The sequence below is a fragment of the Streptomyces sp. RK62 genome (genome assembly GCF_018070255.1).
GTDB classification, from domain to species: Bacteria; Actinomycetota; Actinomycetes; order Streptomycetales; family Streptomycetaceae; genus Streptomyces; species Streptomyces nigra.
Map to the genome: position 1 here is coordinate 268,043 of NZ_JAGPYD010000005.1, position 23,037 is coordinate 291,079.

Genomic DNA, 23,037 nt, shown 5'->3' on the forward strand with positions numbered 1-23,037 from the left:
GCCCGCCGGGCGCAAGGCCTCGGACGCGGGCCACGTCACACGTCGGCGGATCAGACGCCGGGGGCTCCCACTTCCTGCAGAGTGCCGTCGGCCAGCCGCAGCCATCGGCTGATCCCGATCTCGGCGAGGAACCGCTCGTCGTGACTGACCACCATGAAGGCGCCCTGGTAGGAGTTGAGCGCACCCTCCAGCTGGCCCGCGCTGACGAGGTCGAGGTTGTTGGTCGGCTCGTCGAGCAGCAGCAGGTGCGGGGCCGGCTCCGCGCACAGCACGCAGGCCAGGGTGGCGCGCAGCCGCTCGCCGCCGGAGAGCACACCGACCGGGAGATGGGCGCGCGCCCCCCGGAAGAGGAACCGGGCGAGCAGGTTCATCCGCTCCGCCTCGGGCCGCTCGGGGGCGAACTCGGCGAAGTTCTCCGCGACGGTCCGGTCCAGGTCCAGCAGATCCAGGCGCTGCGACAGGTAGGCGATCCGTCCGTCGTTGCGCTTGATCCCACCGCTGTGCGGGACGAGGTCGCCCGTGACCAGTCGCATCAGGGTGGTCTTCCCGGCGCCGTTGGGGCCGGTCAGTGCGATGCGCTCGGGACCCCGGACGGTCAGGTCGACGCCGTTCGCGGCGAACACGTCCACGTCACCGAGCCGGACCTGCATGCCCTCGCCGAGGAACAGGTTGCGTCCGGCGGGCACCTGGGTGTCGGGCAGCTCCAGGCTGAGCCTGACCTCCTCGCGGAGGGAGCGTCCTGCCTCGTCCAGGCGGGCCTTGGCCTCGCTGACCCGGGCGGCGTGCATCGTGCCGGACTTGCCGGCGGCCTCCTGCGCGCCCCGCTTCATGTTCCCCGCGAAGATCCGCGGCAGGCCGGCGTTCTTGAGGTTCTTCTGGGCGTTGCCGGCGCGGCGCTCGGCGCGTTCGCGGGCCTGCTGCATCTCCCGCTTCTCACGCTTGAGTTCCTGCTCGGCGCTGCGGATGTTCTTCTCGGCGACCTCCTGCTCGGCGCGGACGGCGGCCTCGTACTCGGTGAAGTTGCCACCGTACAGGCGCAGTTCGTCGCTGCCGAGTTCCGCGATGCGCTCCATGCGGTCCAGGAGCGCGCGGTCGTGGCTGACCAGGAGCAGGCAGCCGGTGAAGTCGGACAGGACGTCGTACAGCTTGTGCCGGGCGTCCACGTCGAGGTTGTTGGTCGGCTCGTCGAGCAGGAGGACGTCGGGCCGCTTGAGCAGCTGGGCGGCGAGGCCGAGGGAGACGACCTGGCCGCCGCTGAGAGTGGCGAGGCTGCGGTCCAGCGCCAGGTCGGCCAGGCCGAGGCGGTCGAGCTGGGCGCGGGTGCGCTCCTCGATGTCCCAGTCGTCGCCGATGGTGGTGAAGTGCTTCTCGTCGACGTCGCCGGACTCCACGGCGTCGAGCGCGCGGATCACCTCGGCGACGCCGAGCACCTCGGCGACCGTGAGGTCCAGCGTGAGCGGCAGGCTCTGCGGGAGGTGACCGAGGGTGCCGTTGACCGACACCGAGCCCGTGAGCGGCTGGAGTTCACCGGTGATCAGCTTGAGCAGGGTGGATTTGCCGGAGCCGTTGGGAGCGACCAGACCGGTGCGGCCGGGCGTCACGGAGAAGGACAGGTCCTGGAAGACCGGGGTGTCGTCGGGCCAGGCGAACGAAAGGTTCGAACAGACGATGGCGGCGTCGGACATGACGGAAGACCTCTGAGGAACTGAGGGCGGAGCGCATGGCTCACTGCCCTGGACAGGCGTGGGAAAGGGGTACGACGACAGAGACCACTCGGCAGCGCCCGCGGCGCCGGCCGGTGGCCGTCACATCCGGATCTCACCCGGAGATGTCGTCTTCACCCACCACGTCTGTCACTCCTCGCTGGACGCTCTACGTGATTGCTCAGGATAGCAGTGTGATCTCTCACCTTGGCGTTGACAGCGAAAGGGTCACCTGTCAACATCGTCACCAGTTTAAACGGTGACGCGAGGTGTTTCGGTGATACACACGTGTCGATCCCGTCATTGCACGGCCTCACATGTCGCCGCGTGACGCCTTCACGTAAGGAGCACACTGACCATGGCGGGAAAGCCGAAGCCGGACCCCGAGAGCGGTGCACCTGTCGGCCGGCGGGCGCTGCTGGGCATGCTCGGCGCGGGCGCCGCGGGCCTCGCCGCCGCGCCCTACCTCCAGCGAGGCTGGGAGAACTTCCTCGGTGCAGCCTCCCAGGCCGACGCGACCGGCCTCACCGGCCTGCTGCCCAACCCGGGCGGCTTCCGGTACTACAGCGTCGTCGGCTCGGTGCCGCACAAGGACGAGACGAACTACGGCCTCAAGGTCCGCGGCCTGGTCGACAGGCCGAAGACGTACACCCTGGCCGACCTGCGCGCGATGGCCCAGACCCGGGTCGTCGCCGACGTGCTGTGCACGGACGGCTGGCGGGTGGACGACACACCTTTCGAAGGGGTGAGGCTGGCGGACATCCTGGACGACGTCGGTGTGCGCTCTCTGGGCGCGGCGATCCGCTTCACCTGCTTCGACGGTGCGTACAGCGAGAGCCTCACGTTGGAGCAGGCCCGCCGCTCCGACGTCCTCGTGGCGCTGAAGATGCAGGACAAACCCATCACCCACGAGCACGGCGGCCCCGTCCGCCTCTTCGTGGCACCCATGTACTTCTATAAGTCGGCCAAGTGGCTGTCCGGCATCTCGGTCACCGACAAGGTCGTCCCCGGTTTCTGGGAGGAACGCGGATATGCGATCGACGGCTGGCTCGACGGAGCGGACCGGCACGGCGAGGCGGCCTGACCCGGCCGACCGCGTCCGCCGCTTCAGCACCGCCGAACGCTGGGTCCACCGGACCACCGGCTGGTTGACGCTGGTGTGCCTGGTCACCGCCGCGTGCCTCTACCTCGGTCCGCTCGCCCAACTCGTCGGGCGGCGCCACGTCATGGTCTTCCTGCACGAGTGGTCGGGCATCCTGCTGCCGTCGCCGGCCCTCCTGGGGCTCTTCTCCGCAGACTTCCGCGCGGACCTGCGCCGGCTGAACCGGTTCGCGGTCTATGACCGCCAGTGGCTGCGGGCCGTCCGCCGGGGTCGCAGATCATCGTCGGCGCGCCCGGCCGGTAAGTTCAACGCGGGTCAGAAGATCTACGCGGGCTGGATCGCCGGAGCCGTGCTGGTGATGATGTTCACCGGCCTCCTCATGTGGTTCATGGGGCTGCTGCCCTTCATCTCCCGCACCAGTGCCATCTTCGTCCACGACCTGCTGGCCTGGGCGATCGCCGCGGTCGTCCTGGGCCACATGCGCAAGGCCTTCCAGGACCCGGAGGCACGGCTGGGCATGCGCACCGGGTACGTCACCCGGTCCTGGGCCGAGCGGGAGCACCCGCGGTGGCTGAGCAAGGACGGCGACGCCGGTGTGACCGGGAGGACCCACGAGGTGTGAGGCGGCCTCGGTGAGGACACCGGCGTGGCCAGAAAGGCTCCTGGACGACGGGGGCGTCGGGGACGCCCGGGAGCGGAGCGAACGATCAACCGGCTCAAGAGCTTTCGCGCCGTGACAACCCGCGACGACAAGAGGGCCTACGTCTTCCACGACACGGTCACCGTGGCCGCGATCCGGTTGTGGGGCCGCACACAAGGCATACCCAGGTCGCTGCGGATTTTGCCGCTGATCACCACATGACCGGACGGTTGGCGGACGTGTACTCGTCCGCGACGTTGAAGACGCCGGCGCAGCGCGGGCATTCGGCCTCACCGAACAGGTGGGTTATTCCGTTGGTGAGCACCTCCTGCCCATCGCGGACAGTGATCCGGTGCATCCACCGGCCGGTGCCGGTGAGTTTCTCGCCGACCGCCGGCCTCAGGCCACGTCGGGTCTCCTTGTCTCCGTCCCACACCTGCGAATAGCACCCGAAGTCGCCGATGGCGATCGTCACCCCCACGCCACAGTGGGGACAGTCGACGCCATTGATGTCGTCCTTGAAGCCCCCCAGCGCGTTCGCCCAGTGGTACTCCTCTTCGACTGCCAGCAGGGCACGGAAGGCCACGAGGTAGTCAGCCGGCCGCGACCGCAGGTGCCGATCCAGCACCACACCGAATTCCGCAATCGCCGAGGCACAATCCGCCAGCAGATCATCGCAGCCGTGCGGCCCGGCCGCCCGCTCCAGAATTTTCCCGGCCAGGCCGCGGGCCTCCGCGCTGCGTGGTGCGAGGCGCACCAAGCGCGGCAGGGCGGCGAAACTGGCGGGGGACACCAAGTCATGCTCGAGGACTAGCCTCCATCCCAGCTCCCGCCACGCTTCAGCGTCGGCCTGGCGCTCCACCCGCTCCAAGAGCTCCGGAACGCGATCAAAGTCGAACCAGCAGTCGCGCATCTGTGCCCAGTCCACCACCTGGGCATTGAACCCTCTCGAGGTGGCCAGAGGCGACTGCGCATTCCCACCTCTGCGGTGGTGGCACCTCCGAGCCACCCGTCGGACAAGCCCTAGGCGCATTGACCCGCAGCGTTGTTCACGCGGCTGATCGGTGGGTGACCGCCGAGTGCGGTGGTGCAGGGCCGCACGTAGGCCCATTCGTCGAGGAGGGTGCGGTGAAACGATCGACCTTGCCGTTGGTCTGCGGGCGGTAGGCGCGGGTGAGTTTGCCGGTTGCGCCGAGCTTGCCGAGGGCGTCTTTCCAGCCAGGCCCTTGCGGTAGCCGAGGCGTTGTCCGTGAGGACGCGCTCGATGCGGGTGATGCCGCGGGCGTGGAGGAAGGCGGCTGCGCGGGTGAGGAAACCTGCGCAGGTCGCGGCCTCTCGTTCGGGTGGATCTCGCTGTAGGCGAGGCGGGTGTGGTCGTCGACGACGGAGTGGACGTAGTCGAAGCCCACGCTGCTGCGGCGGGCCCGGCGGGCCCGGCGGGCCCGGCCGGCCTGGCGGTCGAGGGCCTTGTGGCCGCCGCCGTCGGGGATGCGGCCGAGCTTCTTGACGTCGAGGTGGATGAGTTCGCCGGGGTGGTCGCGTTCGTAGCGGCGGATGACCTGGCCGGTGGGCTGGTCCAGGTGGGCGAGCCGGTTCAGGCCGTGCCGGGTGAGGATGCGGTGGCCGGTGGAGGCGGGCAGGCCCAGGATCGGGCCGATGCGGGCGGCTCCCGGGTGACACATGTGTGCCGACGAACCTCCTCCCGTCCCCGAGTCGGACGACCGGTCGCGTGGTGGCCGGTCCGGGCCCATCCAGTACGCCCGGGGAATCAGAGGTGGTCGGCGTCGACCACGGCCTGGGCGAAGTCGGTGGGTGCCTCCTGCGGCAGGTTGTGGCCGATGTCCGCGATCGTGCGGTGCGCGTAGGGGCCGGTGAAGTGGTCTCGGTAGCCCGAACCGTCCCCGGGCGGGGTGAAGGGGTCGAGGGCGGCGTCGAGGGTGACGGTGGGGACATGGATGGAGGGCTGGCCGGCGAGCAGCTTCTCGTGGCGCGCGTACCGGTCGTCCGTGTCCACCAGGCCGATGCGCCAGCGGTAGTTGAAGAGCACGATGGCCGCGTAGTCGGGGTTCTTGAACGCCTCGGCGGTGCGGTTGTACGTGTCGTCGCTGAAGTTCCAGTTGGGGGAGACCAGGGTCCACACGTAACGGCACAGCGCGAGGCGGCTGTCCTCGGCCTCCATGGTGGCCTTCCCCCGAGGGGTCGCGAAGTACCACTGGTACCACCACGTGTGCTCGACGGCCGGGGCGGAGGGCGCGGCCTGTGCCGCACGGTTGGTGATGAGGTAACCGCTGGTGGAGACCAGGGACTTGACCCGCTCCGGCCACAGGGCGGCGATGATGTCGGCGGTGCGCGATCCCCAGTCGAAGCCGGCCAGCACGGCCTTGTCGATCCGCAGGGCGTCCATCAGGGCGATGACGTCCAGTGCGATGGCGGACTGCTCGGCCGTGCGCGGGGTGCGGTCCGAGAGGAAGTTCGTGCTGCCGTGTCCGCGCAGATAGGGGACGACGACGCGGTACCCCAGGCCGGCCAGGAGCGGGGCGACGTCGACGTAGCTGTGGATGTCGTACGGCCAGCCGTGCAGGAGCACGACCACCGGACCGTGCGCTGGGCCGGCCTCCGCGTAGCCGACGTTCAGGACCCCTGCCCTGACCTGTTTCATCTTTGCGAACGAGGTGTGGGTGCCCGGTGCGATGGCTGGAACGGTGGGAACCTGCGAACCGTCGCCCGGCCGCCCGCGCGAGGCGGAGGAGGCGAGCGCGTCGGTCCCCCTGCCGGACAGCGAGACCGCGGCCGCGCCCGTGCCCAGACCGAGAGCCTTGCTGAAAGTACGCCTGTTGATCATGTCGAAACCCTTCGTCATGTGTCGTCCGGTGACCGGCTGGCCTCCGCGGGGCTGCCTCACGCCCGCTGTACGGGCACATTGAGCCGCCGTGGCACGGGAACCCTTGCACAGAACATCGTCACCTGTCCAGCAGGTGACGATGGCGGGAGGGTGAGGCGAGGTCGACACCCCTGCTCCGGCTTCGGGGCTCTGGGACCCATTAGAAGAAGCGGGCCGACGTCTTCGCCGCGGCCGCTCCGGAAGTCGACGGAATGGCGCGACGGCCGATCGGGACACATGTGCGTCAAGCGAGTCCGTCACCTGCTTGACAGGTGACGATGATCAGTGCACGCTGAGGTCAATCGCGGTCCACGACCGAGGAAGTGGAGCATGGTCATGAACAAGGAAGTCGCCACAGACGCCGAAGCGGCGATACGGAACGCCCGCTTCGGCAAGCTTCCCGAGCGGATCCGCTACGAGGACATGACGACGGACACCGAAGCCGTGCCCGGTGGCCGGGGGGACGGTTACGACCCCGAGGGTTCCTGGAAGTTCTACTCGTGTCTCGCCCTCGACCTGGGACTGTAGTGGCGCTGCGGTATCGCCGGGCGGTGCCATGGAGTACGGCCACGCCGGTGATCGGAAGCGGGCGAACGGCGATCGGGGGGTGATCGGAGACAAGCTCATTCTCATACGCACCGCGGCTGTGCCATCCCGACGCATGTGAACACCTGTCGCGCTCGCAGACGGCGGCCACTGCGCCTCCCGGGCACTTGGTGCCTCCGGCGTCGGCTGGTGGTCCTAGCGGCGACCGCCGCGGACATCAAGCGAGATGGAGCCTGTTGTGCGGCTGTCGCTCGAACAGGCCTCCGTCAGCACTCCTCCAGGCCAGCCCTCGGTCCCGCTGTGCATCTCGTCGGGGCGTCGGGCGTAGGCAGCGGACACATATGCTGCCGCAGCTGGGACACGCGCGTATGTCGCTCGGTGACACGTCGGGTCAGACGTCTCCGGGAGGGGCACCGGTCGGCGGACGTCCGTGGACCGCGTGTTCCGTGTCCTCGGAGCCGGAGCCGACCCGCGAGGGCGGTGTCGCAGGCGTCGGCGCGCGACGGGCCTGCCGCGCCCGGTTGAGGCTCCACAGGAGGAGACCGAGGAGTACCAGTCCGGACAGGATCAGACCGGAGCCCGTGGCCCAGCCGCCGAACGGAAGCCCGGGCCGCAGGCCCCACGTCACACCCGCCGCAAGGAGCCCGGCACCGGCCAGTACCGAGGCGGCGAGCCGAAGCGGCGAGGCGACGCTGTCGTCCGCTGCGCGCAGAGCGCGGTCGCGCACCGGATCCACGTATCTGCGGACTCCGGGGAACTCTCGGGAGAGGACCAGCAGCCCGGCGAGAACGAGGAGCAGGCCAGGGCCGGGCAGGACGAGCAGCGCGACTCCCGTCAGCAGCAGTGCGCCACCTGCCACGAGCGCCGTGGCCCGGCGCACCGCGCCACCCTTGAGCATGCCGTCCTCCGTCCTGCCGTGCGTCGTCAGGTCGGCCAGAGACTACCGACCGGACCTTCCGGATATTCCGCCTGCGGTTGCGTCACCAGTCAAGCTGGTGACGAGGGCGTGCGGGGCGCCACACAGCGACCACCGCCTGGTGGAGCCGGCCACTCGCTCACCCTGTCGCCCGCCCCGCTCCCGGCCCTGGTCGTCAGTCACCCCGGCACCGGCGTGAAGGAGCAGACGTCAGGCACCTACGCCCAGCTGATGGCCGAGCGGGGCTTCGTCACCCTCGCCTTCCACGCCGCCCACCAAGGAGAGTCGGGCGGTGTGCCGCGCGGACTCGAGGACCCCGCCCAGCGGGTGGAGGACTTCAAGGCGGCCGTCTCCTACCTGACCACCGGGTCCGAGGTGCACGCCGACCGCATCGGCCTGCTCGGCATCTGCGCCTCCGGCGGATACTCCCTGGCCGCCACCGGAGGCGATCACCGGGTCAAGGCCGTCGGTACCGTCTGCACCGCCGACACCGTCCGCCAGTTCCGCCTGGGCGCCGACGGCACGCAGGACCCGGCCGTCTTCCAGTCCCTGCTGGACGCCGCCGCCCGGGCCCGCACGACCGGGCGCGCGGAGAGGACCCCGGGGTCCTGACGATGTTCCCCGAGACCGCCGAGCAGGCCGCCGCCCTGGGCGGCGAGCACGGAGTCGAGGGCTTCGACTACTACTGCACGTCGCGCGGTGAGCACGAGCGCTCCGCGAAGTTCCTCGCCTGGGAGAGCGTCGACAAGTTCGCCTCCTACGACGCCTTCCACGCCGTTCCCCTCATCGTCCCGCTGTGCGTGGTCTCCCGTACCGCTCGCCGGTGCGTCGACCGCGTGATCGGCGCGGGCACGCGGCAGCAGCTGCCGCGGGGTCGTTCGGGGCGTCCGGGGTGAAGGCCGCAGGTGGACGGCCCTGTCGCCCGGTCAGTTCCTTAGGGCGCCCAGCGCTTGAGCATGTCCTTCATGACGTCGGCCATGGCGAACTGCAGGAGCGGGCCGTAGGTGATGCGGCGGACGCCGAGACGGCGGAACCGCTCGAGGTCGTGCTTGGCGGGATGGGCGGTGGAGTTCACCGGGAGGCCGACGGCCGCGGTCACGGCGCCGAGCAGTTCGTCGTCGTCCTGAATGCCCACCGGGTAGACGCTGTCGGCGCCGGCCTCCTCCATGGCCCGCAGCCGCTCGATCGCGTCATCGAGGACGCGGGAAGCATCCGGCGCGTGCATGAAGAGGTCGGTGCGCCCGTTCACCCAGACCGGGACCCCGGCGTCGTCAGCCGCCGCGCGCAGGTCGGCCACGAAGCGTGCGTGCTCGTCCGTGCTGCGCACGCGGCCACCGTCGGAGTGGACGGTGTCCTCGACGTTGAGGCCGACGCCGCCGACCTCGATGAGCCCGGTGATGAGGTCGGCGGGCTTCTGCCCGTACCCGGCCTCCAGGTCTACGGAGACGGGGACGTCGACGGCCGCGATGATCGGCCGGACAGCGGCGATCACCTCCTCGAAGGTCTGCCCCTCGTGGTCATCGGTCCCTCGGGAGTCCGCGAGGGGATGGCTGCCGATCGTCAGCGCGGGGAATCCGGCGGCCACCGCCGTGCGGGCGGACCAGACGTCCCAGACGGTCGGCAACACGAGCGGCTCGTTCTGGGCGTGCAGTTGCTTGAGGCGTTGAGCGCGGTCGACTGTGGTGTGAAGGTCCATGCGAGGAACGCTACCTCGGGGCTCCAGGGACAACGTGCGCAGGGATGCCGTCCGTTGATGGGAGGGCACACCGATGTGGCGTCCAGTGGTGCCGGGTTCGGTGAGGGCGCGTCGGTCGGCGAGCCGCGCGGCATGCCGCCGCGTTCGGGAGGGTGGGTCAGGCAGGGTCCGGCTGTTCCGTTGCGGACAGCGCCGCCAGCGCCGCGGACACGGCTGCCGCGGCCCGTAGATCCAGCCGAGTGCTGGTGCCCCGGGCGCGGTGCCGGAGCTCGTCGGCCGCGAGGGTCAGCAACTGCGGCAGCAGGTCGGTGCACCGGCGGGCCACCCAGCCGGTCCCCGCCGTGGCGAGCCACCACAGGCGGGCGGACATCGTCGGGCCGGACGATTCCGGCTCGGGCGACGGAGCGGGTCCCGTGGCGAGACCGCGCTCGGCGAGCAGCGCGTGAAAACGCAGGGCCACTTGCCGATGCCCGCGTTCTGCGGGGTGCAACCGGTCCGCGCTCCACATGGCCCGGTCGACGGTCCAGTCGCCCTCGCAGGCGTGCAGATGCAGCGCCCCGTACCGGTCGGACAGGGCGTGGACCACCGCGTTCACGGCCTGTTGCCGCCGTGCCAGCGGACGCGCGAACGCTCCCGGCAGCCCGAGCATCGTGCCCGGGTCGGGCAGGCAGGCCGTGAGCAGCACAGCGCCCTGCCCGGCGCAGGCCGCGTACACCCGGTCGAGCCGGGCGGCGACCGCCCGGATGTCGAACGTGCGGCGCAGGGTGTCGTTGACGCCGACGACGACGGACACAAGGTCCGGGCACAGCCGAAGCGCGACGGGCAGCTGGCGTTCCACCACGTCCGTGGTCTGCGCCCCGCTGACCGCGAGGTTGGTGAACCTGGGCGCTCCGGTCCCCAACCCGGCGGCGAGCAGCGCGGCCCAGCCGCGCCACCCGTCGCCCACCGGGTCCCCCACCCCCTCGGTCAGGGAGTCCCCGAGGGCCACGAAGGTGAGAGGCCCGCCGCTCGTGACGAACGCCGGAGGCCCGGCGCCCGGGCCGGGCCTGCCGTCGCGCGAGGCCGCCCGTCCCGGCGCGGGTCTCATGCCACGCCTCCGGGCACGGTCGGCTCCACCGGAACGGCCGCGTCGTGGGCGGCGAGGAACGCGTCGACCGCCGCCTGCCACCCGAAGCACTCCGCACGCGCACGTGCCTGTTCGCGGCGATCCGCCTCCGGGCGTTCCAGAAGCAGGTCCACGGCGTCCGCGAACGCCTCCCCGTGGTCCGCGGCGACGGCTCCGGCGGAGCCGACCACCTCCGGCAGCGCCGACGACGCGCTCGCCACCACGGGGGTGCCGCACGCCATGGCCTCCAGCGCCGCGAGCCCGAACGTCTCGGCGGGCCCGGGTGCCAGGGCCACGTCGGCGGACGCCTGGAGCGCGCCGAGCAGGGCGGGGTCGCAGACGTGCCCGAGGAAGACGACCGGCAGGCCGCTCACCCGCGCCCGCTGTTCGAGGCGCGCCCGCAGCGGGCCGTCCCCGGCCACGACGAGCACCGCCCGGCGTCCGCGCCGCCGCAGGGCCTGCAGGGCGTCCAGTGCCGTGCCGGGCCGCTTCTCCACGGACAGCCGCGAGCACAGCACCAGCAGCGTCTCGTCCGCGCGCGCGAGACGCCCCCGCAGCCCGGGGTCGCGCAGTGCGGGGTGCCGCTGCGCCAGGTCGACGCCGAGCGGGGCCCTCACCACGTTGCGCGCCCCGATCCGCACGAACTCCCGCTCGGCGAACTCGGTCGTGCACACCACGCGCGCGTACGCGTGGGCCGTACGGACGTTGAGGGCGTCGGCGGTCCGGCGGGCGGCCCACTCGGGCAGGCCCCAGGTGCGCAGGACGCCGTCGGCGGTCTCATGGGAGACCATCACGGCCGGGATCCGGGCGCGCCGCGCCCATCTGCCGGTCCACCGCAGGGTCGTGCGGTCGGACACCTCCAGCCGGTCCGGAGCGAGCAGCTCCAGCAGTCCGGCCACCCGTCGCTTGTCGGCGAGGACGCGGTAGCCGCCGGTGTCCGGCAGCAGCGGTCCGGGCAGCGTGATCACCCGGCCCTGCTCGGTGTCGCGGTCGCTTCTTCGCTCGCCGGGGACCACCAGCACCGGCTCGTGCCCCGCCGCCCGGTACCCCCGGCCGAGTTCGCGCAACGCCGTGCGCAGTCCGCCGGAGGAGGGGGCGACGAAGTTGGCGAGCCGGACGATCCGCAGCGGCCGGCGGTCGGCGCTGTTCGCGTTCATGCCGCGACCGTCCGGCGCCCGGCGAGCACGGCCGCGTAGTGCCCGATGAGCTGGTCCCCGACGGCGGCCCAGGTGCGGCCCTCGACGGTGGCGCGTCCGGCGGCGCCGAAGGCGGCGCGCAGCGCCGGGCCGGCGGCCAGGGCCCGCACGGCGTCCCGTACGGCGGTCGCGTCGTGCGGCGGCACGAGCAGCCCGGTGTGCCCGTGCGCGACGAGGTCGAGAGGTCCGCCCGCAGCGGGTGCCACGACGGGCAGAGCGCTGGCCATGGCCTCCTGGACGGTCTGGCAGAAGGTCTCGAACGGGCCCGTGTGCACGAAGAGATCGAGCGAGGCGAAGATCCGCGCGAGATCGTCGCCGGTGCGGCGGCCGAGGAAGACGGCGCCGGGCAGCGCCTGCTCCAGAGAGGGCCGACTGGGCCCGTCGCCGACGATCACGACCCGGACGCCGTCGAGGCCGCAGGCACCGGCGAGGAGTTCGACCCGCTTCTCGGGCGCGAGCCGGCCGACGTAGCCGACGATCAGCTCGCCGTTCGGGGCGAGTTCGCGGCGCAGCACCTCGTCACGGCGGTCGGGCCGGAATCGTTCGGTGTCGACGCCGCGCGGCCACAGCGCGACCCGGGGCACCCCGTGCGTCCGCAGGTCGCGCAGTGCCGCGCCGGAGGGGGCGAGGGTGAGGTCGGCGGCCCCGTGGACGGAGCGGATGCGCCGCCAGGCGGCGGCCTCTCCGGCCCCCATGTAGGTGCGGGCGTATCCGGCCAGGTCGGTCTGGTAGACGGCGACGGCGGGGATGCCGAGACGGGCGGCGGCCGCCATGCCGCGCACCCCGAGGATGAAGGGGCTGGCCAGGTGGACGACGTCGGCGCGGTGCTCGGCGAGGGTGGCGGCCAGACGGCGACTGGGCAGGGCGACACGGACCTGCGGATAGCCGGGGAGCGGGAGGGAGGGGACGTGGACGACGGGGCACGGCGCCGGGGCGTCCGGCCTGGTGCCCGGTGCGGGGGCCGGGGCGACGACGACGGGGGAGTGGCCGCGCTCGACGAGGTGCCGGGCGGTCTGGAGTGCGCAGTGGGCCACGCCGTTCACGTCGGGAGGGAAGGATTCGGTCACGATGACGACTCGCATACCGGTGTTGTCGCCGGGCTGGACGTGGACGCGTCAACGTCGATCTTTCCGGCCGAGGAACGCCCCGTGAGCGTTGCGATGCGCACCCGTGCAGGTCAGACCGTGTCCATGTCCTCCTGACCCGCGGGTCACCCGATGTTTCTCCGCTGCCGGGCGGAAAAGGGTGCGTTCCGTACTCGGCGCGGGGTCCCCCATGACCGACGACAGGCGGGCCGCGCCCGTCAGCGGCACTGCTCCGGCTCCCTCAGGCAGGGCAGGTGGCCCTTGTCCCGGATGGTCTTCTGGCTGACGGTCTCGTCGAGGTAGGCCAGGAAACCGGCGGCGAGGGAGCCGGCCGGGGCGCGGCCGAAGGTGTAGGCGTACTCGATGTCCTTGTAGGGGTAGCGGCCGGCGCCCAGGTCGATCCGCGCCTCGTTCGGCCAGTCGCCGTCCAGCGGCACCGTGTTCACCCGGGCGCCGCGCTCCTTCGCGAGGCCGACCTCGCTGTAGCCGACGGCGCCGGGCTGCTCCTCGACCTTGTCCAGCACCGCCCGCGTCGAGCCGAGTTCGCAGCGCGTCACGCTGTCGGCGGGCGTCGCGGGCGGCCGGCAGTCCAGCGAGGTGCTCGGCGCCCGCTCCCACCCCTTGAGCACCCGGTCCTGGAAGATCTGCCGTGTTCCGGACTCGTCGCCTCGGCTGACCAGGACGATCGGCAGGCCGGCGAGCTCCTCGCGGCCGGGGACGACATCGCCCCAGCGCCGGTACTCGCCCGCGTAGATGCCCCGTACCTGCCGCGCCGACAGCCCTCGCGGGCCGAGATCGATGCCCGGGTGGACGACGAGAGTGAAGAAGGACAGCGCGACCTCGGTCCCCGTCAGGTTCCAGCGCCCGCCCATCGGCCCGTCGGAGAAGGCGATCACGGACCGGGCGGCGTCCGGCGACCGTTCCCCCAGCTCCGCGAGCTCGGACACGCCGTCCTCGCTGCCCCGCGCCTCGATGACGATGTCGGCGCCCTGACACTTGCTCTCGTACTGCTCGGCGATCGTACGGACGACCGGTTCGAAGGCGGTCGAACCCGTCAGGGTCAACTCGCCCTGCTCGCAGTCGATCGGGTCGCCCGAGCGCAGCACGATGATGCCGGCGAGGGCGAGCACCGCGAGGGCCAGCGCTCCGCTGAGCAGTCGGGCGGGCGGGCTGAACGTACGCTGCTTCTCATCCGGCTTGGGAGCGCTGTTGCGGTGGACCCGGCCGTCGCGAAGGCCGCCGATGAGCTTGACCTCCCCTTCGGCCGGCCCACCGGAGAGCAGCACCAGCAGTTTGAAGTGATCGCCGGGGTTGAGCGGGACACGCGGGATGGTCACGGTGCCGGCGACGTGCTCGAAGCCGTTGGCGTTGGTGAAGTGACTGTTCAGGTGCTCGATGCCGGACGGCTGGGTGACCGAGACGGCCTGGACGGTGCGGCCGGTGAACTCGGCGGTCAGGCCGTGCACTTCGGATGAGGTGTAGTCGTTGTCGGCGACGCTCTGCGAGCCGTCGTTCTCGATGCGCAGCAGCACCAGCGACGCGTCGGCCATGTTCGGTACGTCGAAGTCGCCGAGGCGGGGGTTGAACGAGCCGTCGCCTATCGGACTGTCCATCTGCACGCGGTAGCCGATCCGTTTGCGGCGCGGCACCCGCCGGTCGTAGAGGAACATCGCGATGGGCACGAGGAGTCCCAGGACGGACGTGCCGACGGCGATGACGATCTCGAGGCTCAGCCACTCCACCGGTGGTCCCCCGCCACTCCCAGAGCTCAGATGGTGACGTCACCGTATGCCTGCCCGAACGGCCGGTCACGGCCGGAACGGAAGTGTTCGCCCGACGTTCAACCGATCCCGGGGATCCTGTGGTCGCCATGCCGGGTCGCGCGTGCCGACGCCGTGGTCCCGGCTCCCGGTGGCGGGCCGGTCCGGTGAGTTCGCATGGCCGCCGCCCTCTCGCGCGAGGTTGGTTATGACCGGTCCGAGGCCTCGTCTGCGCATGCCCTGCTGGCTGCAATCAGGGTGAACAGGGCGAGGGGAAGGCAAAGATGGGGGCTCAGTACTACGGCGCCGACAGCGAGAACGGCGACCGCATCGACGACCCCTCCGAGGACGCGCTGTTCATGCTGATCAGCGACCTCAACGACTCCGACAACACCTTCGTGGTCGTCCAGCCCGACGAGGACGACCCTGCCTGGTTCACCTCAGTGGCCGTCCTGAACGAAGGCGGCTTTGAGATCGTCCGCCGTGACACCACCCGCAACGAGCACGAGGTCACCACGGCGACCAGCATCAACGACATCGCCCACGACCTCACCATCTGGATGGCCGCCCGCGACGTCCCCGGACAGCCAACCAAGCAGGTCAGCAAGTTCTGAAACACGGTCCAGGAGGTCTCGGATGGTGGGGAGGCCGCGCGGGCGGACCGTGACGGCCTCCTCAGCGCACGTGGCTGGACGCATCCATTGAGGGGCTTCGGCCGACGAGCCGGAGACGGGCGTGCGCTGTGGACGAGGTGGAGGACGACGGCTGATGTTCCGAGCGGCGGAATGTCGACCGCTACGGCGGCTGTCACTTCCTGGTCGTGCCGGAGCCCCCGCCCATCGATTCCTGGTAGGCATCCGCGTAGGTGGGGGAGTCCTTGATCAGGTCGTCGCAGAACGCGGCGACGTCGGAGCCGACGAGTTCCAGAACCCCCTTGCCCTCGGCGACGCCCTCCTCGAAGAAGTCGACGATGCCGGGGAGGAGGGATTCGTCGAGCAGACTGACCGGCCCGACCTTGAACAGGTACTTCTGCATCTCCTTGTAGACGATCTGATAGTCCGGCGGGAGTGCCTTGACCCTGGCCAGGTGCGCCCGCCACTGCTTCTTGCCTTCGATGATGTCCTGGATGCTCACGTCAGCCTCCCAGCCGGCTCAATTTCCTCGCCACGTTCCTGTTCAACTGCTCGCGCCACCGGTCGCGATAGGTCCGTGCCTCTGCTCCGCCGGCCAGCGCGGCACAAAAGCCTTGGATGTCCTCCCCGAGCACCTCATCGACGCTCTGCCCATCCGCCGCAGCTACTTCGAGCAGCCCCAGGGCGGCGTCGAGGAGAGGCATCAGGTTGCGGCCGCTGAAGTCCCCATAGGGCAAGAGGTGGGTGACGACCTGCTCCCACGCCACCCGGTGGTCGTCCGGCAGGACCTCGGACCGGGCCTCGAACACCTTCCATTCCCTGGTGAGATCGCTGCCGGTGACCTTCTCCCAGAAGTTCATCTCCCGCCCTCCCTGAGCCTGTTGATGCGTGATGAGAGGTACTGCCATTTCGCCCAGAACCTCTCGAGCTCCTCGCGCCCGGCGTCGTTGAGCGCGTAGAACTTGCGCGGTGGACCGACCTCCGAGGGGCGCTTCGTCACCTGGACGAGCCTGTTCCTCTCCAACCGCAGCAGGATCGTGTACACGGTGCCCTCGATGACGCCGGTGAACCCGAGGTCGTTCAGCCGGCGGGTGATGGCGTACCCGTAGGTCTCCTCGCTGCCGATGATCTCGAGTACGCACCCTTCGAGCGTGCCCTTCAACATCTCTGTCAGGTCGTCCACCGCCGGGTACCACTCCTCAACCTTGCCGGTACTACGTGATACCGGGTACCGCTATACGGTATCACCGACTAGCGGAACGGCAACGTCTCCGGTGGGCGCAATCCCACACCTGTGGGCCCGGGTTGGGATCGGGACCCACCCGCGGCCTCATGCCACGGATCCGCGAGCACGCGAAAGCCCCGGCTGGACGGGGGAGGCCGGCCAGGGCTGTCGGCCGGTGGCGTGCGGAGGGGCGGTCGCCTCTCGGCGGAAGGCTCCATGGGGCTCCAGCCGGACGATCGTCCCTGTTCGAGGTAGTCGGCGACCAGGGCGGCGAAGGCGTCCGGGGTGGCCAGGCGGACCCCGAGACTTTCCGCCTTGCATGTGCGTTCACGAGTGCGCGGGCAACCGGTGCGTCGAACGGGGCGGCTGTGCCCCTGAAGCCCCTTGCCCGATCCTCGCCCACCCGACCCCGTGCCGCCGCTCCTCGCCGTATGACGGAGGAGGTCACACAGGCAATGGATCGTCCTGCCCGGCTCTCCGGGTGCCGTCAGGGTATGGGTCATCCGCATCCTGAGCTGAAGGCCGCCCCTGCCCGGCTTGAAGGGGGCTGCGTGTCATCGCCCTGGGTGGCCTGGGTGAGATCGGCCGCAACATGACCGTCCGCGCGGCTCAAAGACGTGACGGTGTGGACCGTGTACCGGCTGCCGCGATGATCACGGCACTGGTGATCGATTGCCAACCAGCGCGAGAGTTCGGCCCCCCTGAGGGCAGTTTGCGCGTGACAGAACCCCTGCGCTGACTCGCAAAGAAAATCTGTCGTGGCGACAGTACAAATGTGTGGGTCGCCGAGCTATGGTGTTGCACGTAACCAGGAGTCGAAGTGAGTGCGGCAGACAGGAACTGCCGCGCAGGCACGTCAAGCAAGGCGCGGCCCGCGGGTCGCGAGCATCCCGCACCAACAGCAGTACACCCCGTGTAGCCGAAGGTAAGGAGCGAAAGCGCCATCAGGATCGCCCGGGCGAGCGAGTCGGCCCGGGTACCGCAGACCCCGGATTGGAAGGTGGTCCCCGGTCACGCATCCGCGATCCCCGCAACGCCGCCCTCCCAGGCGGAACTCCCTGCGGATACAGAAGCCCGGCGCAATGCGCCGGTAGATGGTGTTGAAAGCTCGGGGCCCGGACGCCAGGACGGCGTTCGGGCCCCCCGACGCGTCCCCGGAAGAAGAGGTCTATGCACCCTGCCACGTCGCGTCGCGTCGACAACCTCGACGACGACGACTACCCCGCCTACACGATGGGCCGGGCCGCCGAGATGCTCGGTACCACCCCCGCCTTCCTCCGGGCTCTCGGCGAACACCGCCTGATCACTCCTCTGCGCTCCGAAGGCGGCCACCGCCGTTACTCCCGCTACCAGCTGCGCGTCGCCGCCCGGGCTCGCGAGCTCGTCGATCAGGGCACCCCCATCGAGGCCGCCTGCCGCATCATCATCCTCGAAGACCAACTCGAAGAAGCGCAGCGCATCAACGAGGAGCTGCGCGCACACGGCCACCAGCCGAAGCCCTCGGCCTGACCCCGCGGACATAACCGTCGCTCGTCGTGTCCGCACCGGCTTGGTGCCAGGGCGGCGGACCAGCGTCTCCTACGCGCTGACGAGCCGGACGGGCAGGCACCCGACCGGGCGGCGAAGCAGCCCGTGTACAGCGGCGCCTGCTGCAAGGATCGCGACCGGTATGGGAGATCGCCCAGCCCTCAGCCGAGGCGAGATGCCCACGCTTGTGCATGGAATGCGAACCGCCAGGCGGCGGGACAGCGGCGCCAGGCCGACATCCACTGGGAAACGAGGGTTTGCCAGGGTTCGGGGCAGGTCTTACTGATGTTGAGGGGGACATGCGGGGCGGCTCGACGCCGACACGCCGAGCCGGTCTGAGCCGGACCGCGAGGGCCCCGCCGTGCGCGGGGAGGAGTACGTCGTGGATGTGTGACGCGTCGTCGCGAGAAGACCACAGCTGAGGCAGTGTCCTGCACGCCGGCTGTCGGCTCACCCGTCCGTAATGCCCGCCCGCGAGGAGCAGGGCAAGAAGGGAGCGGCAGGAGGATCCGGCGTCAATTGGTCGAGGGTGGCCGGACCCTGGCCGCCAGCAGCGCCGCGAACACGACGGCCCAGACGTCGTAGCCACCCAGATCTCCACGCGGCCAGTGTCCGTCATCCACGAGCTTCCGGTAGCGCGCCCCAACTCGTACGTGGTGACCGCGTACATACCGATCAGGAAGACGAGTTCCACCAGCCGGCGTGACAGCATCGCCTCGCCCGGCGGGACAACGGTCAGCCGCACGCGGCGAGCGCCGCGATCGCCGTCGCGCCCACGAAGATCCACACGGAGGTCATGAGGCCCTCAGGCTGGATGGGCCGGGCGAGCTGCCTGGTCAGTACGATCGCGGCGATCAGCAGGTACTGGATCAGGCCGATGGCTCAGCTGACCGCGGCCAGTCGATGTGCGGTGCGGTCTACGCGAGTGAGGTCGCACCGATCTTTTCGTGTGGGGATCAGTCGGCTGGAAGGGCATCAGAAAAGTCGTTGCTGGCCCCGGATCGGATCATCGGAATCAGATACGTGGACCGCTCGGTCGTCATTGCCGTGCAAAAGGCTGCTCACGACCGTGTTGGCCACCGCTACGAGAGGCACGGCAACAACGGCACCACCGATTCCGGCCACAAATCCCCCGGCCGCTACGGCGAGAATGACGCCGAGCGGATGCACGCGTACCGCACGCCCAAGGATGAACGGCTGGAGGATATGGCCCTCCAACTGCTGCACGCCGAGCACGATCAGAAGGACCAGGAGGGCGGTGAAGACACCATTGGTGATGAAGGCGACCAGGACGGCGAGGATTCCGGACACCACTGCGCCGACGAGCGGGACGAATGCTCCGGCGAAGACGACGACGGCCAACGGAAGCGCCAGGGGCACGCCGAGAATATAGATGCCCAGACCGATGCATACCGCGTCGATGAGGGCCACGATCACCGTGCCGTGCACATAGGAGGTCAGGGTGTGCCATGCGAGAGGGCCGGCGGCGTCGAGGGAGGGGCGCGCCGCGGCCGGTGCCCACTTGAGGGTCCACTTCCAGATGCGCGGGCCGTCGTAGAGCAGAAAGAGTGTCGAGAACAGTGCGAGGAGGGCTCCGGTGAGGAATTCCAGGACGACCTTGACGCCGTGAATTCCCACATCGGTGAGGTCATTGTTGGTACCGACGCTTTCGTTGAGCATCTCGGTGAAGTCGTTGATACGTTCCTCGGTGATGTGGAACGGGCTGTCGAGCAACCATCGCTTGAGGTCGTCGACGCCGTCCTGCAGGCTGTCGGAAAGGTTGTCCAGGTTCGATACGACCTGCCAGACGACGAACCACCCGACGAGGCCGAGAACGATGAATCCGCAGAGTGTGGTCAAGACGGTGGCGAGTCCTTGCGGCACCTTGTGCCGGCGCAATCGAGCCACGGCGGGCTGGAGAAGAGCGGTGATCAGCAAGGACGCCGCGAGGGCCAGCACGATGACACGCACCGCGCTGACGGCGCGGATCAGCACCCACAAGGTGGCCGCGACGACGAGCAGGCGCCAGCCGGCCTCGGCGGCCACGCGGAGCCCCCACGGCAGGGCCGCAGCCGGCTCGGGCCTCTCGGAGGGAGATGTTCTTCGGGGGGACGGAAGAAGTGCGGCCTCTTCGGGGCTGTAGAGGGTCGTCCTCTTCGTCGGCCGCCCCCGTAGGCCGTCCTGCTGGTGGCGAAGATGACTCAACCACTTCCGAGATCCCACGAAGGCACCGGTTCCTCAGGTGGGGTGCGCTCATCCGCAGCCAGCACCCACGAGCGTACTGTCCTGTCTTCCTCTCGCATTGAGCAGGCGTATCAGACATTGCGCATACCCCGACCTGCGGACTCAAGGGCAATATCACTGAGAATTCATCTCATTGGGGCAATCGCTGTACCGGTGCTCGCGGCCACCGGGAGGCATGGGGCGTCGCCGGTGAAGACCTTTCCCCTGCCACTGACTGCGGGTCCTGCCGACGGGATGCGGTGCCGCTCGCCGCGTGTGCATGGTGGAGTGGTCCGCCGCCCGGGCCGTCTGCGCGATGTGGCGCATCCGATGCTTCGCGGGAGTGACCGGCGGCCGATTCGGATGCCGCCGAGTTCTGGGCGGAATACCGGCGTTCGTTCGGAACGGACGGTTGCCTGCGGCGCTCGTGGCTGTCCTTGAGCTCGATCAGGTGATCAATGTGCGTGACACAGTCCAAGAAGTGACCATCATCGGCTCCGGCCCGGCCGGATACACCGCTGCGATCTACGCGGCGCGCGCTCAGTTGCGGCCGACGCTCTTCGAGGGATCGGTCGCCGCGGGTGGCGCCCTGATGAACACCACCGACGTGGAGAACTATCCTGGCTTTCCCGACGCGGTGCTCGGACCGGACCTCATGACCAGAATGCGGGCCCAGGCGGAGCAGTTCGGTGCCCGGTTGATCGCCGACGACGTCGTGGAGGCCCGTCTCGAGAACGAGGTCAAGGAAGTCGTCGACAGCGCCGGTGGCACCCACCGTTCCAGGGCGGTCATTCTCGCCATGGGGTCGCACTATCGCGAATTGGGTCTTCCGAACGAGAAGCGGCTGTCGGGTCGGGGTGTGAGCTGGTGCGCCACCTGTGACGGCTTCTTCTTCCGTGATCAGGACGTGGTCGTCGTGGGCGGCGGGGACTCGGCCATGGAAGAGGCCACGTTCCTGACCCGGTTCGTCCGCTCGGTCACCGTCGTGCACCGCCGCGACACCCTGCGCGCCTCGAAGATCATGCAGGAGCGGGCCGGTCGCAACGAGAAGATCCGCTTTCTGTGGAACCGGGAGGTCGTGGATGCCCTGGGGAAGGAGAAGGTGTCGGGGCTGCGGGTGCGTGACGTGAACAACGGCGAGGAGACCGACCTGCCGGCGAGCGGTGTCTTCGTCGCCATCGGGCCCGATCCGCGGGTGGACCTGGTCAGGGGACGGATCGCGCTGGACCACGCCGGCTACATCGCGGTCGAGGGCCACTCCACGCGTACGAATCTCGACGGCGTGTTCGCGTGCGGTGACGTCGTCGACCACGAGTACCGGCAGGCCGTCACCGCCGCGGGCACCGGTTGCGCGGCGGCTCTGGATGCCGAGCGGTATCTGGCGGCACTGGACGACTGCTTCACCGGTGAGGAGGCCCGCCTCGAGGCCACCGTCGTGGCCGGACTCGTGCACTGACCCGGACGGCGGGAGTGGCCCACGGTGCCGCTCAGCCTGGTGCGGGGCCCTGGGAGTCCCTATGGACTACGACAATCTGGTCATCGTTCTGGCAGTGGCCGCGGGCGTTCCCTTCCTTCTGGCCCTGGTGCCGCGGGCTCACCTTCCGGGTCCCGTCCTCGAGATAGTGGCCGGTGTCGTTCTGGGGCCTGCGGTGCTGGATCTGGTGCGGCCCGACCAGACTGTTGAGGCTCTGTCCGTCATCGGCCTGAGCTTCCTGTTGTTCCTCGCCGGGCTCGAGATCGACATCAGGCGATGGCAGGGGCCGCTCGCGCGACGTGTCGCGACCGGGACGGCGGGCACGATCGTGCTTGCCGTACTGGTGGGTTGGGCGCTCGGAGTCGCCGGGGTCGTCGAGAACACGCTGCTCGTCGGCGTGGCACTCGTGGCGACCTCGTTGGGGTTGCTGGTGCCGATCCTGAAGGACGCCGACGCCGTCGACCGTCCGGTCGGCCAACTGATCATCGGCGGAGCCTCCGCGGGCGAGTTCTGCGCCGTGGTACTGCTGTCGCTGTTCGTCTCCGAGCACGCCTCCGGCCCTGCCTCGCGACTGCTGTTGCTGCTCGGCCTCGCGTGTCTGACCGCGCTCGTGGTGGTGACGTCCATGCGGGCGGGGCGTTCCATGCGGTTGTCCCGGACCGTTGCCAGGCTGGCGGACACCAGTGCCCAGATCCGGATCCGCTTGACGATGGTGCTGATCGTCGGCCTGTCCGCGGTCGCCATACACCTGGGCTTCGAGGCCATCCTCGGCGCCTTCATCGCGGGGGCCGTGCTGCGCATGGTCGACCCCGACGCAGAGCGAGCGCATCCGCGGTTCCACATCAAGCTGGAGGGTCTCGGCTATGGGTTCCTGGTCCCGGTCTTCTTCGTGACCAGCGGCATACAGTTCGATCTCGACGCTCTGTTCGCCGATGCCGGGACCGTGCTGAGGGTGCCCTTGTTCCTGGCGGCGCTCCTCCTCGTTCGCGGACTGCCGGTACTGGCCTATCGCACCGTGGGACTCTCGCGCGCGGAACTCATGGCCGCCGGACTCCTGCAGGCCACGTCTCTCCCCTTCATCGTGGCCGCGACGACGATCGGCCTGAAGCTCGACGCCATCCAGCCGGACAACGCTGCCGCCTTGGTGGCAGCGGGCCTGGTGTCCGTCATCGTCTTTCCCCTGGTCGCCCTGCCCTTGCTCAGCCGCGGCAGGCGGTCGACCGACGTGCGGTCGGTCGAGAAGCGGGAGTGACGGGAGAACAAGCGCGTCCGGGTGCTCCCGGCGTCGAGATGCTTCGCCCGCTCATGTCCTGAAAAATGGAAGCT

The 23,037-nt window shown here is 69.9% G+C and carries 20 protein-coding genes and 3 pseudogenes; 9 read left to right on the plus strand and 14 right to left on the minus strand.

All coding sequences use genetic code 11. The features are described from left to right. Positions 1–50: 50 nt before the first annotated feature. A complete protein-coding gene (locus tag KBY32_RS12120) occupies positions 51–1,685 on the minus strand; it encodes an ABC-F family ATP-binding cassette domain-containing protein (protein ID WP_210979939.1) in 1,635 nt (544 codons plus the stop codon). 376 nt (positions 1,686–2,061) lie between these two features. On the opposite strand from KBY32_RS12120, the gene KBY32_RS12125 reads away from it, so the two are divergent. The 3 genes and pseudogenes from KBY32_RS12125 to KBY32_RS35665 all read left to right on the plus strand — a co-directional run. After that, entirely contained in the window at positions 2,062–2,787 is a 726-nt protein-coding gene (locus KBY32_RS12125) for a molybdopterin-dependent oxidoreductase (protein ID WP_210979940.1), read from the plus strand. Next, entirely contained in the window at positions 2,735–3,427 is a 693-nt protein-coding gene (locus tag KBY32_RS12130; RefSeq protein WP_210979941.1) for a cytochrome b/b6 domain-containing protein, read from the plus strand. The genes KBY32_RS12125 and KBY32_RS12130 overlap by 53 nt, the downstream gene beginning before the upstream one ends. A 57-nt stretch (positions 3,428–3,484) precedes the next feature. Continuing rightward, a pseudogene (locus KBY32_RS35665) lies at positions 3,485–3,667 on the plus strand (hypothetical protein); the annotation flags it as partial. Here KBY32_RS35665 and KBY32_RS12135 read toward each other — a convergent pair. The 3 genes and pseudogenes from KBY32_RS12135 to KBY32_RS12145 all read right to left on the minus strand — a co-directional run bounded on the left by KBY32_RS12135 (position 3,657) and on the right by KBY32_RS12145 (position 6,287). Continuing rightward, positions 3,657–4,376 (minus strand): hypothetical protein, encoded by a 720-nt coding sequence (locus tag KBY32_RS12135; protein ID WP_210979942.1) that lies wholly within the window; start codon positions 4,374–4,376, stop codon positions 3,657–3,659. The pseudogene KBY32_RS35665 and the gene KBY32_RS12135 sit on opposite strands and share 11 nt — an antisense overlap. A 92-nt stretch (positions 4,377–4,468) precedes the next feature. Next, positions 4,469–5,115 (minus strand): annotated as a pseudogene (locus tag KBY32_RS12140) (IS481 family transposase); the annotation flags it as partial. Between the two features lie 98 nt (positions 5,116–5,213). After that, positions 5,214–6,287: an alpha/beta fold hydrolase gene (locus KBY32_RS12145; RefSeq protein ID WP_210980049.1), complete on the minus strand. Its 1,074-nt coding sequence runs from the start codon at positions 6,285–6,287 to the stop codon at positions 5,214–5,216. Between the two features lie 375 nt (positions 6,288–6,662). On the opposite strand from KBY32_RS12145, the gene KBY32_RS12150 reads away from it, so the two are divergent. Next, positions 6,663–6,854: a hypothetical protein gene (locus tag KBY32_RS12150; RefSeq protein WP_055620580.1), complete on the plus strand. Its 192-nt coding sequence runs from the start codon at positions 6,663–6,665 to the stop codon at positions 6,852–6,854. Positions 6,855–7,263: 409 nt separating this feature from the next. On the opposite strand, the gene KBY32_RS12155 is transcribed toward KBY32_RS12150, so the two are convergent. Next, positions 7,264–7,770: a PGPGW domain-containing protein gene (locus tag KBY32_RS12155; RefSeq protein WP_079033516.1), complete on the minus strand. Its 507-nt coding sequence runs from the start codon at positions 7,768–7,770 to the stop codon at positions 7,264–7,266. 108 nt (positions 7,771–7,878) lie between these two features. On the opposite strand from KBY32_RS12155, the pseudogene KBY32_RS12160 reads away from it, so the two are divergent. Further along, positions 7,879–8,618, plus strand: a pseudogene (locus KBY32_RS12160) (alpha/beta hydrolase); the annotation flags it as partial. A 104-nt stretch (positions 8,619–8,722) separates the two neighbouring features. Here the strand turns inward: KBY32_RS12160 and KBY32_RS12165 are convergent. The 5 genes from KBY32_RS12165 to KBY32_RS12185 form a co-directional block, all read right to left on the minus strand. Beyond that, positions 8,723–9,484, minus strand: coding sequence for an isocitrate lyase/phosphoenolpyruvate mutase family protein (locus KBY32_RS12165; RefSeq protein WP_210979943.1), 762 nt, complete (start codon positions 9,482–9,484; stop codon positions 8,723–8,725). Between the two features lie 157 nt (positions 9,485–9,641). Further along, positions 9,642–10,571 carry an SGNH/GDSL hydrolase family protein gene (locus KBY32_RS12170; protein ID WP_210979944.1) on the minus strand — a complete coding sequence of 310 codons (930 nt, stop codon included), beginning with the start codon at positions 10,569–10,571 and terminating at the stop codon, positions 9,642–9,644. Beyond that, a complete protein-coding gene (locus tag KBY32_RS12175; protein WP_210979945.1) occupies positions 10,568–11,746 on the minus strand; it encodes a glycosyltransferase in 1,179 nt (392 codons plus the stop codon). The genes KBY32_RS12170 and KBY32_RS12175 overlap by 4 nt, the downstream gene beginning before the upstream one ends. Further along, positions 11,743–12,867, minus strand: coding sequence for a glycosyltransferase family 1 protein (locus tag KBY32_RS12180; RefSeq protein ID WP_210979946.1), 1,125 nt, complete (start codon positions 12,865–12,867; stop codon positions 11,743–11,745). The genes KBY32_RS12175 and KBY32_RS12180 overlap by 4 nt, the downstream gene beginning before the upstream one ends. Before the next feature lie 221 nt (positions 12,868–13,088). Continuing rightward, a complete protein-coding gene (locus KBY32_RS12185; protein WP_308293703.1) occupies positions 13,089–14,612 on the minus strand; it encodes a substrate-binding domain-containing protein in 1,524 nt (507 codons plus the stop codon). Between the two features lie 302 nt (positions 14,613–14,914). Here KBY32_RS12185 and KBY32_RS12190 point away from each other — a divergent pair, with 302 nt between their 5' ends. Beyond that, a complete protein-coding gene (locus KBY32_RS12190) occupies positions 14,915–15,244 on the plus strand; it encodes a hypothetical protein (protein WP_210979947.1) in 330 nt (109 codons plus the stop codon). Between the two features lie 193 nt (positions 15,245–15,437). Here the strand turns inward: KBY32_RS12190 and KBY32_RS12195 are convergent, their stop codons facing one another. The 3 genes from KBY32_RS12195 to KBY32_RS12205 are packed head-to-tail and all read right to left on the minus strand — an operon-like array spanning position 15,438 to position 16,445. Next, positions 15,438–15,764: a DUF1048 domain-containing protein gene (locus KBY32_RS12195; protein ID WP_210979948.1), complete on the minus strand. Its 327-nt coding sequence runs from the start codon at positions 15,762–15,764 to the stop codon at positions 15,438–15,440. Position 15,765: 1 nt separating this feature from the next. Continuing rightward, positions 15,766–16,122, minus strand: coding sequence for a DUF1048 domain-containing protein (locus KBY32_RS12200; RefSeq protein WP_210979949.1), 357 nt, complete (start codon positions 16,120–16,122; stop codon positions 15,766–15,768). Further along, complete coding sequence (locus tag KBY32_RS12205; RefSeq protein WP_210979950.1) at positions 16,119–16,445, minus strand: PadR family transcriptional regulator; 327 nt, start codon at positions 16,443–16,445, stop codon at positions 16,119–16,121. The genes KBY32_RS12200 and KBY32_RS12205 overlap by 4 nt, the downstream gene beginning before the upstream one ends. A 1,212-nt stretch (positions 16,446–17,657) precedes the next feature. Here KBY32_RS12205 and KBY32_RS12210 point away from each other — a divergent pair. After that, positions 17,658–17,996 carry a MerR family transcriptional regulator gene (locus KBY32_RS12210; RefSeq protein ID WP_115504997.1) on the plus strand — a complete coding sequence of 113 codons (339 nt, stop codon included), beginning with the start codon at positions 17,658–17,660 and terminating at the stop codon, positions 17,994–17,996. A gap of 993 nt (positions 17,997–18,989) precedes the next feature. Here the strand turns inward: KBY32_RS12210 and KBY32_RS12215 are convergent. Further along, positions 18,990–20,219 (minus strand): AI-2E family transporter, encoded by a 1,230-nt coding sequence (locus KBY32_RS12215; protein WP_374224929.1) that lies wholly within the window; start codon positions 20,217–20,219, stop codon positions 18,990–18,992. Between the two features lie 298 nt (positions 20,220–20,517). Between KBY32_RS12215 and trxB the strand changes: the two genes are divergently transcribed. Together trxB and KBY32_RS12225 are read left to right on the plus strand one after the other, a co-directional pair. Next, positions 20,518–21,693 carry a thioredoxin-disulfide reductase gene (gene trxB, locus KBY32_RS12220; RefSeq protein WP_247689335.1) on the plus strand — a complete coding sequence of 392 codons (1,176 nt, stop codon included), beginning with the start codon at positions 20,518–20,520 and terminating at the stop codon, positions 21,691–21,693. A 61-nt stretch (positions 21,694–21,754) separates the two neighbouring features. Further along, the gene (locus KBY32_RS12225; RefSeq protein WP_210979952.1) at positions 21,755–22,963 is read left to right on the plus strand and encodes a cation:proton antiporter; all 1,209 of its coding nucleotides are present in this window, start codon (positions 21,755–21,757) and stop codon (positions 22,961–22,963) included. Positions 22,964–23,037: the final 74 nt, after the last annotated feature.

Bases quoted from the DNA above. Each gene is read 5' to 3' on its own strand.
- KBY32_RS12165 (WP_210979943.1), bottom strand. From the start codon at position 9,484: ATGGACCTTCACACCACAGTCGACCGCGCTCAACGCCTCAAGCAACTG.
- KBY32_RS12125 (WP_210979940.1), top strand. From the start codon at position 2,062: ATGGCGGGAAAGCCGAAGCCGGACCCCGAGAGCGGTGCACCTGTCGGC.
- KBY32_RS12225 (WP_210979952.1), top strand. From the start codon at position 21,755: ATGGACTACGACAATCTGGTCATCGTTCTGGCAGTGGCCGCGGGCGTT.
- KBY32_RS12190 (WP_210979947.1), top strand. From the start codon at position 14,915: ATGGGGGCTCAGTACTACGGCGCCGACAGCGAGAACGGCGACCGCATC.
- KBY32_RS12180 (WP_210979946.1), bottom strand. From the start codon at position 12,867: ATGCGAGTCGTCATCGTGACCGAATCCTTCCCTCCCGACGTGAACGGC.
- KBY32_RS12120 (WP_210979939.1), bottom strand. From the start codon at position 1,685: ATGTCCGACGCCGCCATCGTCTGTTCGAACCTTTCGTTCGCCTGGCCC.
- KBY32_RS12175 (WP_210979945.1), bottom strand. From the start codon at position 11,746: ATGAACGCGAACAGCGCCGACCGCCGGCCGCTGCGGATCGTCCGGCTC.
- trxB (WP_247689335.1), top strand. From the start codon at position 20,518: ATGGTGGAGTGGTCCGCCGCCCGGGCCGTCTGCGCGATGTGGCGCATC.
- KBY32_RS12130 (WP_210979941.1), top strand. From the start codon at position 2,735: ATGCGATCGACGGCTGGCTCGACGGAGCGGACCGGCACGGCGAGGCGG.
- KBY32_RS12155 (WP_079033516.1), bottom strand. From the start codon at position 7,770: ATGCTCAAGGGTGGCGCGGTGCGCCGGGCCACGGCGCTCGTGGCAGGT.
- KBY32_RS12150 (WP_055620580.1), top strand. From the start codon at position 6,663: ATGAACAAGGAAGTCGCCACAGACGCCGAAGCGGCGATACGGAACGCC.
- KBY32_RS12145 (WP_210980049.1), bottom strand. From the start codon at position 6,287: ATGATCAACAGGCGTACTTTCAGCAAGGCTCTCGGTCTGGGCACGGGC.
- KBY32_RS12200 (WP_210979949.1), bottom strand. From the start codon at position 16,122: ATGAACTTCTGGGAGAAGGTCACCGGCAGCGATCTCACCAGGGAATGG.
- KBY32_RS12170 (WP_210979944.1), bottom strand. From the start codon at position 10,571: ATGAGACCCGCGCCGGGACGGGCGGCCTCGCGCGACGGCAGGCCCGGC.
- KBY32_RS12210 (WP_115504997.1), top strand. From the start codon at position 17,658: ATGCACCCTGCCACGTCGCGTCGCGTCGACAACCTCGACGACGACGAC.